The organism is Dactylosporangium sp. NPDC049742, from assembly GCF_040674675.1.
In the GTDB taxonomy this organism is placed as follows: Bacteria; Actinomycetota; Actinomycetes; order Mycobacteriales; family Micromonosporaceae; genus Dactylosporangium; species Dactylosporangium maewongense.
Genome location: NZ_JBFANF010000043.1, coordinates 44,813 through 60,336 on the forward strand (window position 1 = coordinate 44,813; position 15,524 = coordinate 60,336).

Annotated in this window: 15 protein-coding genes and 2 tRNA genes; 11 read left to right on the forward strand and 6 right to left on the reverse strand. The window is 73.1% G+C overall.

The features are described 5' to 3' along the window. Nucleotides 1-5 precede the first annotated feature (5 nt). The 5 genes from AB0J72_RS39035 to AB0J72_RS39055 all read left to right on the forward strand — a co-directional run bounded on the left by AB0J72_RS39035 (nucleotide 6) and on the right by AB0J72_RS39055 (nucleotide 2,933). Entirely contained in the window at nucleotides 6-953 is a 948-nt protein-coding gene (locus tag AB0J72_RS39035; protein WP_344501510.1) for an alpha-E domain-containing protein, read from the forward strand. After that, nucleotides 950-1,792, forward strand: coding sequence for a transglutaminase family protein (locus tag AB0J72_RS39040; RefSeq protein WP_363408406.1), 843 nt, complete (start codon nucleotides 950-952; stop codon nucleotides 1,790-1,792). Before AB0J72_RS39035 ends, AB0J72_RS39040 begins: the two co-directional genes overlap by 4 nt. Nucleotides 1,793-1,817: 25 nt before the next feature. After that, nucleotides 1,818-1,890: transfer RNA gene (locus AB0J72_RS39045), tRNA-Leu, on the forward strand. 52 nt (nucleotides 1,891-1,942) lie between these two features. Further along, entirely contained in the window at nucleotides 1,943-2,674 is a 732-nt protein-coding gene (locus AB0J72_RS39050; RefSeq protein ID WP_344501512.1) for a hypothetical protein, read from the forward strand. Between the two features lie 110 nt (nucleotides 2,675-2,784). Then, nucleotides 2,785-2,933: transfer RNA gene (locus AB0J72_RS39055), tRNA-OTHER, on the forward strand. A 136-nt stretch (nucleotides 2,934-3,069) separates the two neighbouring features. On the opposite strand, the gene AB0J72_RS39060 is transcribed toward AB0J72_RS39055, so the two are convergent. The 3 genes from AB0J72_RS39060 to AB0J72_RS39070 are packed head-to-tail and all read right to left on the reverse strand — an operon-like array spanning nucleotide 3,070 to nucleotide 5,117. Continuing rightward, nucleotides 3,070-3,561: a hypothetical protein gene (locus AB0J72_RS39060; RefSeq protein WP_363408409.1), complete on the reverse strand. Its 492-nt coding sequence runs from the start codon at nucleotides 3,559-3,561 to the stop codon at nucleotides 3,070-3,072. Between the two features lie 27 nt (nucleotides 3,562-3,588). Continuing rightward, nucleotides 3,589-4,278 carry a hypothetical protein gene (locus AB0J72_RS39065; protein ID WP_363408412.1) on the reverse strand — a complete coding sequence of 230 codons (690 nt, stop codon included), beginning with the start codon at nucleotides 4,276-4,278 and terminating at the stop codon, nucleotides 3,589-3,591. Nucleotides 4,279-4,295: 17 nt separating this feature from the next. After that, the gene (locus AB0J72_RS39070) at nucleotides 4,296-5,117 is read right to left on the reverse strand and encodes an MOSC N-terminal beta barrel domain-containing protein (protein WP_363408415.1); all 822 of its coding nucleotides are present in this window, start codon (nucleotides 5,115-5,117) and stop codon (nucleotides 4,296-4,298) included. 107 nt (nucleotides 5,118-5,224) lie between these two features. Here AB0J72_RS39070 and AB0J72_RS39075 point away from each other — a divergent pair, with 107 nt between their 5' ends. Genes AB0J72_RS39075 through AB0J72_RS39090 form a run of 4 tightly spaced genes read left to right on the forward strand, consistent with a single transcriptional unit; the run spans nucleotide 5,225 to nucleotide 10,290 of the window. Further along, nucleotides 5,225-6,073: a MurR/RpiR family transcriptional regulator gene (locus AB0J72_RS39075; protein WP_363408561.1), complete on the forward strand. Its 849-nt coding sequence runs from the start codon at nucleotides 5,225-5,227 to the stop codon at nucleotides 6,071-6,073. A gap of 13 nt (nucleotides 6,074-6,086) precedes the next feature. Beyond that, the gene (gene hutU, locus AB0J72_RS39080; protein ID WP_363408418.1) at nucleotides 6,087-7,736 is read left to right on the forward strand and encodes a urocanate hydratase; all 1,650 of its coding nucleotides are present in this window, start codon (nucleotides 6,087-6,089) and stop codon (nucleotides 7,734-7,736) included. Between the two features lie 2 nt (nucleotides 7,737-7,738). Next, on the forward strand, nucleotides 7,739-8,944 hold the full coding sequence (locus tag AB0J72_RS39085; RefSeq protein WP_363408564.1) for an allantoate amidohydrolase: 1,206 nt from the start codon (nucleotides 7,739-7,741) through the stop codon (nucleotides 8,942-8,944). Beyond that, nucleotides 8,941-10,290 (forward strand): formimidoylglutamate deiminase, encoded by a 1,350-nt coding sequence (locus tag AB0J72_RS39090; protein ID WP_363408421.1) that lies wholly within the window; start codon nucleotides 8,941-8,943, stop codon nucleotides 10,288-10,290. The genes AB0J72_RS39085 and AB0J72_RS39090 overlap by 4 nt, the downstream gene beginning before the upstream one ends. On the opposite strand, the gene AB0J72_RS39095 is transcribed toward AB0J72_RS39090, so the two are convergent. Beyond that, nucleotides 10,271-10,780 carry a hypothetical protein gene (locus tag AB0J72_RS39095; RefSeq protein WP_363408424.1) on the reverse strand — a complete coding sequence of 170 codons (510 nt, stop codon included), beginning with the start codon at nucleotides 10,778-10,780 and terminating at the stop codon, nucleotides 10,271-10,273. The two genes, AB0J72_RS39090 and AB0J72_RS39095, sit on opposite strands and share 20 nt — an antisense overlap. A gap of 168 nt (nucleotides 10,781-10,948) precedes the next feature. On the opposite strand from AB0J72_RS39095, the gene hutI reads away from it, so the two are divergent. Then, nucleotides 10,949-12,118 carry an imidazolonepropionase gene (hutI, locus tag AB0J72_RS39100; protein WP_363408427.1) on the forward strand — a complete coding sequence of 390 codons (1,170 nt, stop codon included), beginning with the start codon at nucleotides 10,949-10,951 and terminating at the stop codon, nucleotides 12,116-12,118. Then, nucleotides 12,115-13,635 carry a histidine ammonia-lyase gene (gene hutH, locus AB0J72_RS39105; RefSeq protein ID WP_363408430.1) on the forward strand — a complete coding sequence of 507 codons (1,521 nt, stop codon included), beginning with the start codon at nucleotides 12,115-12,117 and terminating at the stop codon, nucleotides 13,633-13,635. Before hutI ends, hutH begins: the two co-directional genes overlap by 4 nt. A gap of 565 nt (nucleotides 13,636-14,200) precedes the next feature. On the opposite strand, the gene rdgB is transcribed toward hutH, so the two are convergent. Together rdgB and rph are read right to left on the reverse strand one after the other, a co-directional pair. After that, entirely contained in the window at nucleotides 14,201-14,797 is a 597-nt protein-coding gene (gene rdgB, locus AB0J72_RS39110; protein WP_344501521.1) for an RdgB/HAM1 family non-canonical purine NTP pyrophosphatase, read from the reverse strand. Continuing rightward, entirely contained in the window at nucleotides 14,794-15,522 is a 729-nt protein-coding gene (gene rph, locus AB0J72_RS39115) for a ribonuclease PH (protein ID WP_344501522.1), read from the reverse strand. The genes rdgB and rph overlap by 4 nt, the downstream gene beginning before the upstream one ends. Between the last annotated feature and the right edge of the window lie 2 nt (nucleotides 15,523-15,524).

Consider the following 15,524-nt stretch of genomic DNA (forward strand, 5'->3'; position numbering starts at 1 on the left):
GGGCCGTGCTCAGCCGCATCGCGGAGTCCCTGTTCTGGATCGGCCGCTACGTCGAGCGCGCCGACGACACCGCCCGCATCCTCGACGCGTTTCTCGGCCGGCTCCTGGAGGACCCGTGGGCCGACGAGGACGCCGCGTGCCGGACGCTGATGTCGGTGCTCGGCGCGCCCGCGCCGCAGGACCGGCGGATCACCACGGGTGACGTGCTGGAGCTGCTCGCGTTCGACGCGGAGGACCCGAGCGCGATCTCCGGCGCGATCGTCGCCGCCCGTGACAACGCGCGCGGTGTCCGCGAGACGATCTCCAGCGAGATGTGGGAGTGCCTCAACGTCACCTGGCACACGCTCGCGTCCCGGCGGGTGGCGGCCGAGCGGCTCGGACCGACCGTGTTCCTCAGCTTCGTTCGGGAGCGTTCGGCGGTACTGGCTGGGCTGGCCGAATCCACGATGAGCCGCGACGACGGATGGCGGTTCCTCGTGCTGGGGCGCAGCCTGGAACGCGTCGACATGACCGCGCGGCTGCTGTCGATCCAGACCAACACCACGGACGAGATCACGGGCTGGCGGACCGTGCTGCGCTCCTGCGGCGCCGACGAGGCGTTCCTGCGCACCCACGGCGGCACGTTCGACCCGCAGCGGGTCACGGAGTTCCTGCTGCTGGACCGGTTGTTCCCGCGGTCGGCGCTGCACGCGCTGGGCACCGCCGAGCAGTGCCTGCGCGAGCTGGCACCGACGACCGAGCGGGCCGGCGTCACCGACGCTGCGCGCCGGCCGATCGGGCAGATCCGCACCCGGCTCGAGTACGCCGACACCGCGACCCTCCTGGCGGAGCTGCCGCAGCACCTGCGGGCGCTGCAACAGACCTGCGCCACGGCCAGCGCGGCGATCACGGCCCGCTACTTCCCGCAGTCAACCCCCGTCACCTGGGGCACCGTCGCATGGGGTGGATCATGAGTTGGCGTCTCAAGATCAGGCATGTCACCGGCTACCGGTACGCGGGCACCGTCTCCGCGTCCTACAACGAGGCGCGGCTGACCCCGCTGACGCTGCCCTGGCAGACCACGCTGTTCAGCCAGGTCGAGGTCACGCCGGGGGCGACGACCTACCGGTATCACGACTACTGGGCGACGCAGGTGACCGCGTTCGACCTGCACCGGCCGCACCAGCAGCTACGGGTCGTGTCCAGCAGCCTCGTCGAGGTGACGCCGCCGCCCCGGCCGGTCGTCGACCTCGGCTGGTCGGAGCTGGCCGCCGACGCGGTCCTCGACACCCACGCGGAGCTGCTGACGGAGCGCCCACTCACGGCCGTCGACGCCGACCTCGCCGCCGAGGCGTGGGACGCGGTCGCCGGCAGGTCGCCGAAGGCCTCCGCCGAGGCGTTGTCGCATTGGGTACGGGAGAACGTCGCCTACGTGCCGGGATCCACCGGCGTGCAGACGAGCGCCCAGGAGGCGTGGAAGCTGCGCAAGGGGGTCTGCCAGGACATCGCGCACCTCACGGTCGGGCTGCTGCGGGCCAGGGGCGTGCCGGCCCGGTACGTGTCGGGCTACCTGCACCCGAAGGCCGAGGCGGAGATCGGCGAGACGGTCGCGGGGCAGAGCCACGCCTGGGTCGAATGGTGGACCGGCGATTGGACCGGCTTCGATCCCACGAACGGGATCCCGGTCGGCCCGCGGCACGTGGTGGTCGCCCGGGGCCGCGACTACGACGACGTTCCGCCGCTGCGCGGCGTCTATCACGGCGCGCCGAGCAAACATCTCGGGGTCACCGTCGAGATCACGCGCCTCGCCTGAGTAGAGTGATGCCCGGTTCGCACATGGGGCCGTAGCCCAATGGCAGAGGCACACGGTTTAGGTCCGTGCCAGTGTGAGTTCGACTCTCACCGGCCCCACGTTTATCTCGGATGAATTTCGTCGTACCCGGCTCGTACACTCGGCCGCATCATGACGAAGCTGAATCAGATCATCGCGGTCGAGAAGGGCGTCAAGTCGCGCTCCTTCCAGGAACTGACCGACGCGCACCACGTGCTGCAGAAGCCCGCCCTGCTCGCGGGCATCGCGCGCACCTACCGCCCGAAGGACGAGGAGGGCGAGCAGCTGCCGCCCGAGTCCACCCGCGTTCAGGTCAAGGCCGACGAGATCCTGCGGCAGACCGCCACCATCCTGACCCGGCTCTTCGACGTCACCGCGACGAAGGACTGGACCAACTGCGTCGCCCGCGCCGACGTCGTCGTCGACGGCACGCCGCTGCTGCGGGACGTGCCGGTGTCCTACCTGCTGTTCCTGGAGAAGCAGCTGGTCGACCTGCTGACGTTCGTGCGGAAGCTGCCGGTGCTCGACGCGTCCGAGTCGTGGGTGTATGACGCCTCCGCGGACTGCTATGCGACCGAGCCGACGCAGACCACCCGGACCAAGAAGATCCCGCGCAACCACGTGAAGGCCGAGGCCACGGAGAAGCACCCGGCGCAGGTCGAGGTGTACTACGAGGACGTCGTGATCGGCTACTGGAAGACCGTGAAGTTCTCCGGCGCGCTGCCCGCCCAGCGGGTCAACGAGCTGGTGGAGCGGGTCGAGAAGCTCCAGGCCGCGGTGAAGTTCGCCCGCGAGGAGGCCAACGGCGCGGAGGTCGTGCAGCAGGAGGCCGGCGAGAAAGTGTTTCGCTTCCTCTTCTCCTGACGACTAGGATCGGTGGTGCGCAAGGAGCGCAGACTGAACCTGAGGCTCAGTTTGACAGGTGCGCGCGGTGTCAATGTGGAGGTTCGATTCCTTCCGCCGTCACTCATGACGGCGTAGCCCAATGGCAGAGGCGGCCGCGGGAGCCGAAACACAAACTCAACTTCTCGCTCCAGTCTGAGCATTCGCCGCTCAACACCGGATCGACCGATCGCAGACCTCGTCGTCGAGGCTACGGGTTCAACTCCCGTTCGGGCCTCCAAGCACGGCCCGATAGCTCAATCGCAGAGCGCGACGCCTTCAAGCTGATCTGCGACCTTAAACGTGCCGGTGTGTGCAATTGGGCGGCAAATCGAGGCCCGGGGATGGATACTCCCCGGGCTTCACCAATTCCGGCGTCAGCGGGCGCTGCTGCGCATCCGGTTCAGGGCCGCCTCGGCCTCGTCGGGGTCGTCGACGCTGACCGTGAACTGGCGACCGGCGAAGTCGAACAGGAGCGCCGGCCCTGACCGTACGATGACGGCCCGGCCGCGACCGGGAATCCAGGTCCACCCCCATCGCTGGGCGAGGCTGGACTGCACGTCGACGGCGCGCAGGCTGTTGACCATGCGCAGCGGCACCTGGATCGGCGGCATCGGCAGCAGCCCGTGCCGGATGCGGACGTTGTACATGCTGATCTGCACGCTGACGTGCGCCATCGCGGCGGCCCAGACCAGGGCGGCGAGCGCGGCGACGAACAGCAGCATTGCGGCCGCCAGGGTCTTCGGCCGGTCGAACGGGTGCTCCGGGAAGAGCGTCACGGCCGCGGCGGCGCAGGCCACCGCCACGAGGGCGCCGACGCCGGCGCGGCGGTGCCCGATCGCTTGTCCCGACCACAGCAGAAACGACACGGGCGTTGTTCTACCAGAGGCGCCGCCTCACACGGCGCGGGCCCTGACGGCGTCGGCGAGATGGGTCAGCGACTGCACGACGGCGTTGCTGCCCTCGCCGCCGTGCAGCATCTTGCGGGGCTCGCGGATGCGTTCGACGCCGATGGCGTGGGCGCCGGCCCGCTGCGTGGCGGACATGGCCGAGAAGGTCGCGCACACGACCGCCGTCTCGCCCGGGTGGGCGCCGATCGCCTCCAGTACCGGAGCCATCGTGCGGATGGCGGGATGTCGCATCGCGAATCCCCGGCCCAGTGCCGGCCCGACCAGGGCGCGCAGGCCGTGGTGCTGCAGGAAGCGGCCCACCGCCGACTCGCTGTGCGGTGCGTAGACGGTGACGGCGCGGCCGGTGGCGCGGCAGGCCTCGAGGAGGGCGGGCGCGCCGGCCGTGATCGGCGCCCGCCCGGCCGCGTCGAGCTCCGCGTCGTGGACGAGCTGCTCGGCGCGCCTGCCGAGGTCCTCGCCCGCGGTGTACGCCTCGGCCAGCATGTCGAACGGGTTGCCGCTCACGCCGACCATGATCGACATCTGGTGGCCGGTGTCGAGCAGCATCTCGCGGATCTGCCGGGCGACGGCCTCGGGCTCGGGCAGCAGGTTGCCGAGCACGCTGAACGTCAGTACCACGTGCCCGGTCCGGTCGAGGATCTCGGCGAGGTGGGGCCGGACCCGCAGGGGCGTCACCCCTTGATCATGACCCGTCACCCGCCCCGCCGGGTCCGTTTTGCCACGATCACCTCGTCGCCCACAGCGATCTTGCCCTCGTGGTCCGGGATGAGGTTGACGCCGAACAGCAGGCCTTCCGGGAAGCGGCGGCGCTCGCCGAGCACGCGCAGCGGCTGGCGGCCCTTCTCGCCGGTCTCCGGGTCGATGGTGGTCAGGACGCAGCGGCTGCACGCCTTCGGCACCCGGAACGACACGTCGCCGATGACGACCCGTCTGCCGATCCAGGTGTCCTCGGCCCAGGCGGGCGCGCCGCCGACGACCACGTTGGGCCGGAAGCGGGTCATCCCGACGGGCTCGTCGCCGCCCTCGACCAGCCAGTCGTTGACGGCGTCGAGCGAGGCCGCGTTGGCCAGCAGCAGCGGGAAGCCGTCGGCGAAGCTGACCCGGTCGCCGGGCTCGCTGTAGCCGGGCTCGACCGGGCGGCGGGTCGGGTCGTCGAGCCAGACGAGGCTGACGGGGCGGCCGATCACGCCGGAGATCCACCGGTCGGCGGCCTCCCCGGCCGGTGTGGCGGCGATCGACCGGGAGAAGTGCCGGACGTCCGTGGTGGCGCCTCGCGGCGACGGAACCCACAGGTCCGGGGCGCCGGGCGCCCGCAGTGTCAGCCCGCCGTCGCGTGGCTCGGGCCGGATGCGCCCGAGGGCCGGGGTGTCCCGCTGGGTGACGAGCTTCGCGTCGCCGTCGACGACGAGCCAGCGGCGGTCGCCGGCCAGCCCCCACGGCTCCACCTCGGCGGAGCCCGCCTCCACTCGATAGCAGCTCTTGACGGGGTAGGTAGCCAGGTAGGTCAACCGCACGCCGCGAGCGTCGCACGCCGACCCCGTGGTTAGGCAACACTATGAATGAGTTGATGCGCTTGACTCGATCATGAATGTACTCTTACATTCGGGCGGTGACTTCGGAGATGGAGCGGCGACTGCTGGAGCTGTTCGACGGGCAGCGGCTCACGCCTGCCCAGCGGCGCATCGCCCGCTGCCTGGTCGACAACGCGGGCCAGGCGGGCTATCTGTCCAGCGGCGACGTGGCCACGCTCGCCGGGGTGAGCCAGCCGTCGGTCACCAGGTTCGCCACGGCGCTGGGCTTCGACGGATATCACGCGCTCCGCGACGAGATCCGGGTCACGTTCGACGGTTACCAGCACCGCCCGCCCCGCGACGACGAGCCGGTCGAGACCGAGACCAACCAGTTCCAGCAGGCGCTGGGCGCCGAGATCGCCAACCTGCAGCGCCTCGCCGACACGCTCGCCGACCCCAAGCCGCTCGCCGAGGCGGGCCGGGTGCTCATCGGCAGCCGGCCACTGCCCGTGTTCGGCATGCGGGCCGCCCGCGCCCTGGCGACGGCGTTCACCTACTTCGCCGCGAAGGTCCACCCCGACGTGCGCCCGCTGCACGAGCACGGCAGTCTGCTGGCGGATCGGCTGGATCAGGCACGCGCGGCGGGCGCAGTTGCGATGCTGGCGTTTGTGCTGCCCCGGTATCCGCGCGAGGCGGTCGACGCGCTGCGGGAGGCACGCGCCGCCGGTCTCACCATCGTGACCGTCACGGACTCGCCGGTCAGCCCCGCCGCCGCCGAGTCCGACATCGTCCTGCCCGCGGCCGTCGGGTCGCGGCTGGTGTTCGACTCCCACAGCGCACCGACGGCGATGGTGACGATGCTGCTGCAGGCCATGTGCGACGCCGCGCCGACCGAGAGCCAGGCCCGACTCGAGGCATTCGAGCGGGCCGCCGCCACCCGCCAGGTCTTCCTGCCCTAACCCGAGGAGTTCGATGGAGACGGTCCGTGCCCCTCGCGGCACCACGCTGACGGCCCGGGGCTGGCAGCAGGAAGCCGCGCTGCGCATGCTGATGAACAACCTCGATCCCGACGTCGCCGAGCGGCCGCAGGACCTGGTCGTCTATGGCGGCACGGGCAAGGCGGCGCGCGACTGGCCGTCGTTCCGTGCGCTGGTGCGCACGCTCACGACGCTGGCGCCCGACGAGACGATGCTGGTGCAGTCCGGCCGCCCGGTCGGCGTGCTGCAGACCCACGAGTGGGCGCCGCGGGTGCTGATCGCCAACTCCAACCTCGTCGGCGACTGGGCGACCTGGCCCGAGTTCCGGCGCCTCGAAGCGCTCGGCCTGACCATGTATGGGCAGATGACCGCCGGCTCCTGGATCTACATCGGCACCCAGGGCATCCTGCAGGGCACCTACGAGACGTTCGCGGCGGTGGCGGCCAAGCGCTTCGGCGGCACCCTCGCCGGCACGCTGACGCTCACCGCGGGCTGCGGCGGCATGGGCGGCGCCCAGCCGCTCGCCGTCACGATGAATGGTGGCGCCTGCCTGATCGTCGACGTCGACCGCACGCGCCTGGAGCGGCGGGTCGCGACCCGCTACCTCGACGTCATCGCCGACTCGCTCGAGGAAGGCGTGCGGCTCGCGGTCGAGGCGCAGATCGCCCGGCGGGCGCTGTCGGTCGGCGTCGTCGGCAACGCCGCGCTGCTGCTGCCCGAGCTGCTGCGCATGGGTGTGCCGGTCGACATCGTCACCGACCAGACCTCCGCCCACGACCCGCTGTCCTACGTGCCGAGCGGGGTCGACCCCGGCGACGCCGCCGACTACGCGGCGAAGAAGCCCGAGGAGTTCACCGAGCGGGCCCGCCACTCGATGGCCCGCCACGTCGAGGCGATGGTCGGGTTCCTCGACCGGGGCGCCGAGGTCTTCGACTACGGCAACTCGATCCGCGGCGAGGCGCAGCTGGGTGGGTTCGACCGGGCGTTCGCGTTCCCCGGCTTCGTCCCGGCGTACATCCGGCCGCTGTTCTGCGAGGGCAAGGGCCCGTTCCGCTGGGCCGCCCTGTCGGGCAACCCGGCCGACATCGCCGCCACCGACCGGGCCGTGCTCGACCTCTTCCCCGACAACGACTCGCTGCACCGCTGGATCCGTATGGCCGGCGAGCGGGTCGCGTTCCAGGGGCTGCCCGCCAGGATCTGCTGGCTCGGGCAGGGCGAGCGCGACAAGGCCGGCCTGAGGTTCAACGAGATGGTCGCCGACGGCACCGTCGAGGCGCCGCTGGTGATCGGCCGCGACCACCTCGACACCGGCTCCGTCGCCTCGCCCTACCGGGAGACCGAGGCGATGCGCGACGGCTCCGACGCGATCGCCGACTGGCCCCTGCTCAACGCGCTGGTCAACACCGCCTCCGGCGCGTCGTGGGTGTCGATCCACCACGGCGGCGGCGTCGGGATCGGCCGCTCGATCCACGCCGGGCAGGTCTCCGTCGCCGACGGCACCGAGCTCGCCGCGCAGAAGCTCGCCAGGGTCCTGACCAACGATCCGGCGATGGGCGTGCTCCGGCACGTCGACGCCGGCTATGACGAGGCCACCGAGGTCGCCGGGCAGACGGGGCTGCGGGTGCCGATGGGAGAGACGTCATGACGATGACCGGTGAGCGGTTCGCGGCGCTGTGGGGTTCGCTCAGCCCCATCGGCATCGCCGGCGGCGACGGCGGCTACCTGCGGCACTCGTGGACGGACGCCGACATGGTGTGCCGGGAGTGGTTCGTCGAGGAGGCGATCGACCGCGACCTGGAGGTGGAGGTCGACCGCAACGGCAACCTGTGGGCCTGGTGGGGCGCCCCCGACGGCGAAGGCGCCGTCGTCACCGGCAGCCACCTCGACTCGGTGCCGCACGGCGGCGGCTATGACGGGCCGCTCGGCGTCGTCTCCGGGCTGCTCGCCATCGACCGGCTCCGCGAGCGGGGCGTCACGCCCACCCGCCCCCTGGCCGTGGTGGTCTTCACCGAGGAGGAGGGGGCCCGCTTCGGCGTGCCGTGCCTCGGCTCCCGCCTGCTCACCGGCGCCTTCGACCCGGCGCAGGCGCTGCGGCTGCAGGACCGCGACGGGATCCACCTGGCCGAGGCGATGGGCAAGGCCGGCCTCGACGTCGACACGCTCGGCCCCGACCCCGACCGGCTGGCCCGCATCGGCGCCTTCGTCGAGCTGCACGTCGAGCAGGGCCGCGCCCTCGACGTGCTCGACGCCCCGGTCGGGGTGGCGAGCGGGATCTGGCCCCACGGGCGCTACCGGCTCGACTTCTCCGGCGAGGGCAACCACGCCGGCACGACCCGGATGCTCGACCGGCACGACCCGATGCTCACCCTCGCGCACACCGTCCTCGCCGCCGACGAGGCCGCCCGGTCGCACGGCGCCCACGCCACGGTCGGCCGGGTCGACGTCGCACCCAACGCGACCAACGCGATCGCCGCCCGCGCCTCGGCGTGGCTGGACGCGCGCGCCGCCGACACCGACACCCTCGACCGGCTCGTCAACGCGATCCGCCAGCGCGCCGAGCAGCGCGCCATGCACGACGGCACCCACGTCGCCCTGCACGCCGAGTCGGTGACCGGGGAGGTCGCCTTCGCCGGCGACGTCAGCCGCCTGGCGGCGCTGGAGCTCGGCGTCCCGGTCCTGCCGACCGCCGCCGGCCACGACGCGGGCGTCCTGTCGAAGCACGTCGACACCGCCATGCTCTTCGTCCGCAACCCGACCGGCATCTCGCACGCCCCGCAGGAGTCGGCCACGGACGCCGACTGTGCGGCCGGCGTCGAGAAGCTCACCGACCTCCTGGCCCGGCTGTGCCAATGAGCCCTTCCACCGCCCCACCGCGCTTCCACTGCGAGTGGGCCTGGCTCGCGGACGGCCTCGCGGCCGACGTGCTGATCGAGGTGGCCGACGGGCGGTTCACCACGGTCACCCCCGGCGTGCCGCTGGCCGCCGGGCTCGACGTGGTCTGGTTGCCGGGGGTGACGCTACCCGGGTTCGCCAACGCGCACTCGCACGCGTTCCACCGGGCGCTGCGCGGGCGGACGCACGGGGGGCGGGGCACGTTCTGGACGTGGCGCGAGCAGATGTACGCGGTGGCCGGCGCGCTGGACCCCGACTCCTACCACCGGCTCGCCCGGGCCGTGTACGCCGAGATGGCCCTGGCCGGCATCACCTGCGTCGGCGAGTTCCACTACCTGCACCACGGCCCCGGCGGCACTCCCTACGACGAGCCCAACGCGATGGGCGAGGCGCTGATCGCCGCGGCCGCCGACGCCGGCATCAGGATCACGCTGCTCGACACGCTGTACCTGACGTCGAGCGTCGACGGCCGGCCGCTGGAAGGGGTCCAGCGCCGCTTCGGCGACGCCGGCGTCGACGGCTGGGCGGACCGCGTCGGCCGGCTCGCCGCACGACCGCACGCGAAGATCGGCGCCGCGGCACACAGCGTGCGGGCCGTTCCGGCGGCGGCGCTCACCGAGCTCGCCGGGCACACCGAGGGGGTGCCGGTGCACGTACACCTGTCGGAGCAGCGCGCGGAGAACGATGCCTGCCTGGCGGTCCACGGCCGCACCCCCACGGAGCTGCTCGCCGACCGCGGGCTGACCGGGCCGCGGGTGACCGCCGTCCACGCGACCCACCTCACCGACACCGACCGCACCGAGCTGGGCGACTCCGGCACCGGGGTGTGCTTCTGCCCCACCACCGAGCGGGACCTCGCCGACGGCATCGGCCACGCCCGCTCGCTGACCGACGCGGGCAGCCCGCTGTCGCTCGGCAGCGACAGCCACGCCGTGATCGACCCGTTCGAGGAGGCGCGCGGCGTCGAGATGCACGAGCGCCTGCACACCGAGCACCGCGGCCACTTCACCGGCGCCGACCTGATCACCGCCGCGACCGCCACCGGCCATGCCGCCCTCGGCTGGACCGACGCGGGGACCATCGCCCCCGGCGCCCGCGCCGACCTCGTCACGGTCTCGCTGGCCTCCCCCCGCACCGCCGGCTGCGACCCGGCCGCCGTCATGTTCGCCGCGACCGCCGCCGACGTCCGCCACGTCGTCACCGACGGCCGCGTCGTCGTCCGCGACGGCGCCCACCTCACCGTCCCCGACGTCGGCGCCGCCCTGACCGACGCCCTCCACACCACACTCACCGGCAGCCGGCGATGACCTCCACATCCGCCACCAACTCCACCCACAGCAGCGAACCCGCCGCCGCGAGCCTCACCGAGACTGCCACCACCAGCCGCCACGCCGCCGTCGTCAGCCGCGTCGTCGCCAGCCGCGTCGTCGCCGTGGACAGCCGTGTCGTCGCCTGTGACGGCACCCGCCCCACCGCGTCCGTTGTCGGCGCAGCGCTGGCCGGCGCGCCAGCGTCCGCTGCGATCGGCGGGCGGCCGGCGCCTGACCGCCCAGGGCGGGGAACCGCGACCCGCGTAGGTCGACGGCGGCGGTCTCCAGCGACGAGGGCGACGACCGTCACCGGCTTCGGCGCAGCCCGGACCGCCACGCCGATCGGGGCAGCGGTCACGGCGACGTCCACCGCCAGCCTCAGCACAGCCCGAGCCGCCACGCCGGTCACGGCAGCGCCCGACGCCAGCCTCAGCACAGCCCGAGCCGCCACGCCGGTCACGGCAGCGCCCGACGCCAGCCTCAACACAGGCCGAACCATCACGCCGGTCAGGGCAGCGTCCGACGCCAGCCTCAGCACAGGCCGAGCCGGCGCGCCGGTCAGGGCAGCCGTGGGAGCGACGCCCGGCGCCGGTGGGCTGGGCGGTGGTCGTCGCACCGTGCGGAGTGTCGGCGGCGTGGGGATCGGGGGGCGGGGATGAGGTCGATGCTCGTCACCAACATCGGTGAGCTGGTCACGTGCGTGCCGGGGCAGGGTGAGGGGCCGCTCGGGATCAGGCGGCAGGCGGCGCTCGTGGTCGACGATCGCAAGGTGGCGTGGATCGGCCGGGCGGCCGACGCGCCGCCGGCTGACGGGCGGGTGGACGCGGGCGGGGGTGCGGTCGTGCCCGGGTTCGTCGACAGCCACGCGCACCTGGTGTTCGCCGGTGACCGGGCCGGGGAGTTCGCCGCCAGGATGGCGGGTGAGCCGTACACGGGCGGCGGCATCCGCACGACGGTCGGGGCGACCAGGGCGGCCGGTGACGAGCAGCTGCGGACCAACGTGGCGCGGCTGCGGCAGGAGGCGCTGCGGCAGGGCACCACCACGATGGAGATCAAGTCTGGGTACGGGTTGACGGTCGCCGACGAGGCGCGGTCGTTGCGGATCGCGCGGGAGTTCAGCGCCGAGACGACGTTCCTGGGGGCGCACGTGGTGCCGGCCGAGTACGCGGGGCGGACCGACGACTACGTGAGCCTCGTGTGCGGTCCGATGCTGAGCGCCGCCAGGGGCGCCGGGGCGCGGTGGGTCGACGTGTTCTGCGAGCGGGGGGCGTTCGACGCTGATCACTCCCGCGCGATCCTGACCGTCGGCGCCGCCGCGGGGCTCGGCACCAGGATCCACGCCAACCAGCTGACCGCCGGGCCGGGGGTGCGGCTGGCCGTCGAGCTCGGGGCCGCGTCCGCCGACCACTGCACGCACCTCGCGCCCGAGGACATCGACGCGCTCGCCGGGTCCGCGACGGTGGCGACGCTGCTGCCGGGGGCGGAGTTCTCGACCCGGTCGCCGTACCCGCCGGCGCGGGCGCTGCTCGACGCCGGCGCGACGGTCGCGCTCGCCACGGACTGCAACCCGGGCTCGTCGTACACGACGTCGATGCCGTTCTGCGTGGCGCTGGCCGTGCGGGAGATGGCGATGACGCCGGCCGAAGCGCTGTTCGCGGCCACCGCCGGCGGTGCCGCCGCACTGCGCCGCGACGACGTCGGGCAGCTGCGGGTCGGCGCGCGCGGCGACCTCGCGATCCTCGACGCACCGTCGTTCCTGCACCTGGCGTACCGGCCGGGTGTGCCCCTCGTATCCACCGTCATGCTCAATGGGGAGCTGGTTTGATCACCGTCACCGCTTCAGGCATCACCCCCGCCGACCTCATCGCGGTCGCCCGGGGCAACGCGCGGGTGACCCTCGCGCAGGACGCGCTCGACGCGATGCGCACCAGCCGGTCGATCGTCGACGCCATCGAGCGTGACGGCCGGCCGGTGTACGGCGTCTCGACCGGCTTCGGCGCGCTCGCCAACACGTTCATCGCGCCGGAGCGGCGCGCCGAGCTGCAGCACGCCCTGATCCGCTCCCACGCCGCCGGCATCGGCGCGCCCATGCCGCGGGAGGTGGTGCGGGCGATGATGCTGCTGCGCATCAGGTCCCTTGCCATGGGGCGTTCCGGGGTACGGCCGGAAGTCGCGTCCGCCCTGGTCGGCCTGCTGAACGCGGACATCACGCCATGGGTGCCGGAGCACGGCTCGCTGGGCGCGTCCGGGGACCTCGCGCCCCTGGCGCACTGCGCCCTCGTGCTCATCGGCGAGGGTTGGGTGCTCGCCAAGGACGGTGCCAGGATCAGCGCCACCGACGCGGGGGTCAGCCCGATCGCCCTGTCGTCGAAGGAGGGCCTGGCGCTGATCAACGGTACCGACGGCATGCTCGGCATGCTGTTGATGGCGATCGCCGACGCGGCCCACCTGTTCACGATGGCCGACGTCACCGCCGCGCTGTCGATCGAGGCGATGCTGGGGTCGGACCGGCCGTTCATGCCCGAGCTGCACACGATCCGCCCGCACCCCGGGCAGGCCGCCTCCGCCGCCAACCTGCACCGCCTGCTGCAGGACTCGCCGATCATGGACTCGCACCGCGACGACCATGAGCACGCCGTGCAGGACGCGTACTCGATGCGGTGCGCGCCCCAGGTCGCCGGCGCCGCCCGCGACACGCTCGAGTTCGCGACGACGGTCGCCGCCCGCGAACTGCGCTCGATCGTCGACAACCCCGTCGTCCTCACCGACGGCCGGGTCGAGTCGACGGGCAACTTCCACGGGGCGCCGCTCGGGTTCGCCGCCGACTTCCTCGCGATCGCCGCCGCCGAGGTGGGCGCGATCGCCGAACGCCGCGTCGACCGCATGCTCGACGTCTGCCGGTCGCGTGACCTGCCGCCGTTCCTCACGCCCGACGCGGGGGTCAACTCGGGGCTGATGATCGCGCAGTACACGGCGGCGGGCATCGTCGCGGAGAACCGGCGCCTCGCGTCCCCGGCCAGCGTCGACTCCCTGCCCACGTCGGGCATGCAGGAGGACCACGTCTCGATGGGCTGGGCCGCGACCCGCAAGCTCCGCACCGTCCTGGACAACCTGTGCAGCATCCTCGCGGTCGAGCTGCTGTCCGCGGTACGGGGGCTGCAGCTGCGCGCTCCGCTCACCCCGTCGGTGGCGGGCAGGATCGCGATGGCCGCGGTCGAGGAGCACGCCGGCGGGCCGGGCCCTGACGTGTTCCTCGCCCCGGTCCTGGAGGCGGTGCGGGCGACCGTCTCTGGCCCCGCCCTGCGCACCGCCATCGAGCAGGAGGTCGGCACCCTGGCCTGACGTGTGAGCACCTTCCGGCCGTCGCCGGCGCTGTCTGCGGCGCGGTCGGGCACGGGTCGGGGCGGCGCACGATGCGATGTGCCCGCTCCGACCAACGCGCGCGGCAGGACCTTCCGACGCATGAGGGAGGCGTGTGCGGCCGGAGCGGCGAAGGCGTGCGGAACCAGGCCGCGGAACCGCCATGCCGGCGATCAGACGGCGCGCCGACCCGAGAATGGCGGCCAGGCGCAGAACCGCCGTGCCGGCGATCAGACGGCGCACCGACCCGAGAATGGCGGCCAGGCGCAGAACCGCCGTGCCGGCGATCAGACGGCGCACCGACCCAAGGATGGCGGCCGGGCGCAGAACCGCCGTGCCGGCGATCAGTCGGCGCCGACCTGAGTGGTGGCGCAGCCGCCAGGACGTCCGCCGCATGCTGCGAGCAGCCCCTGACCGTCCAGCGCCAGGCACCGGCGCGCGACAGACCCGCCTCGGGCGGAGCGGCAGGAAGCGCCGGGGTGCCGGGGTGCCGGGGTGCCGGAGCATCCGGGGGTTCCTGCCGCTCACGCGGGTGAGGACGGGTGGGTCAGAGGGTGGCGGCCAGGGCGCGGAAGGCCTTGCCGCGGTGGCTGATGGCGTCCTTCTCGGCGGGGGGAAGCTCGGCGGTGGTCAGCTCGTAGCCGGCGGCGACGAAGATCGGGTCGTAGCCGAAGCCGCCGTCGCCGCGGGGGGACCTGATCAGGTGGCCGGGCATCTCGCCGCGGAAGACCTGCTCGCGGCCGTCGGGCCAGACGAGGGCGGCGGCGCAGACGAAGGCGCCGCCCAGGTGCTCGTCGGGGACGTCGGCGACCTGGGCCAGGACGAGGCGGAGGTTGGCGCCGTCGCGGTCGGGCGTGCCGCTGGGCAGGCCGGACCAGCGGGCGCTGAAGACGCCGGGCATGCCGTTGAGGGCGTCGACCGCCAGGCCGGAGTCGTCGCCGACGCTGGGCAGGCCGGTGATGGTGGCCGCCTCGCGGGCCTTGAGCAGGGCGTTCTCCTCGAAGGTGAGGCCGGTCTCCGGGGACTCCGGATACGGGGGCACGTCGTCGAGGCCGACCAGCGAGACGTGCGGCGCGGCCTCGGCGAGGACGCGGCGCAGCTCGACGAGCTTCTTCTGGTTGCGGGTCGCGAGCAGCAGCTTCATCCGGCGATCGCCTTCTGCTGGAGGGTGGTGAGCTCGGCGCAGCCGAGGGCGCCCAGGTCGACGAGGAGGTCGAGCTCGGCGCGCGAGAACACGGCCTGCTCGCCGGTGCCCTGGACCTCGACGAAGTCGCCGGCGCCGGTGCAGACGACGTTCATGTCGACGTCGGCGATGACGTCCTCTTCATAGCAGAGGTCGAGGCGCGGCTCGCCGGCGATGATGCCGACGCTGACGGCGGCCACGGAGCGGTGCAGGACCTGCGCGGGCTTACCGGCGAGCTTCTTGTTGGCGGCCAGGTAGGCGACGGCGTCGGCGAGGGCGACGTAGGCCCCGGTGATGGCGGCGGTGCGGGTGCCGCCGTCGGCCTGCAGGACGTCGCAGTCGAGGACGATCGAGTTCTCGCCGAGGGCCTTGAGGTCGATGCAGGCGCGGAGGCTGCGGCCGATGAGGCGGGAGATCTCGTGGGTACGGCCGCCGATCTTGCCCTTGACGCTCTCGCGGTCGTTGCGGGTCGTGGTGGCGCGGGGCAGCATCGCGTACTCGGCGGTGAGCCAGCCCAGTCCGGAACCCTTCCGCCAGCGGGGCACCCCTTCGGTGACGCTGGCCGTGCACAGCACCCGGGTGTTGCCGAACTCGATGAGCACCGACCCTTCCGGGTGCATGCTCCACTGGCGGGTGATCGATACGGGCCGAAGTTGATCTGCTGCGCGAGCATCCGGACGAGCCATGC

What these genes read in the sequence shown, in the direction of transcription:
- hutU (WP_363408418.1), top strand. Translation starts at nt 6,087, where the DNA reads ATGGAGACGGTCCGTGCCCCTCGCGGCACCACGCTGACGGCCCGGGGC.
- rph (WP_344501522.1), bottom strand. Translation starts at nt 15,522, where the DNA reads ATGGCTCGTCCGGATGCTCGCGCAGCAGATCAACTTCGGCCCGTATCG.
- AB0J72_RS39040 (WP_363408406.1), top strand. Translation starts at nt 950, where the DNA reads ATGAGTTGGCGTCTCAAGATCAGGCATGTCACCGGCTACCGGTACGCG.
- rdgB (WP_344501521.1), bottom strand. Translation starts at nt 14,797, where the DNA reads ATGAAGCTGCTGCTCGCGACCCGCAACCAGAAGAAGCTCGTCGAGCTG.
- AB0J72_RS39075 (WP_363408561.1), top strand. Translation starts at nt 5,225, where the DNA reads ATGGAGCGGCGACTGCTGGAGCTGTTCGACGGGCAGCGGCTCACGCCT.
- AB0J72_RS39085 (WP_363408564.1), top strand. Translation starts at nt 7,739, where the DNA reads ATGACCGGTGAGCGGTTCGCGGCGCTGTGGGGTTCGCTCAGCCCCATC.
- AB0J72_RS39090 (WP_363408421.1), top strand. Translation starts at nt 8,941, where the DNA reads ATGAGCCCTTCCACCGCCCCACCGCGCTTCCACTGCGAGTGGGCCTGG.
- AB0J72_RS39050 (WP_344501512.1), top strand. Translation starts at nt 1,943, where the DNA reads ATGACGAAGCTGAATCAGATCATCGCGGTCGAGAAGGGCGTCAAGTCG.
- hutI (WP_363408427.1), top strand. Translation starts at nt 10,949, where the DNA reads ATGAGGTCGATGCTCGTCACCAACATCGGTGAGCTGGTCACGTGCGTG.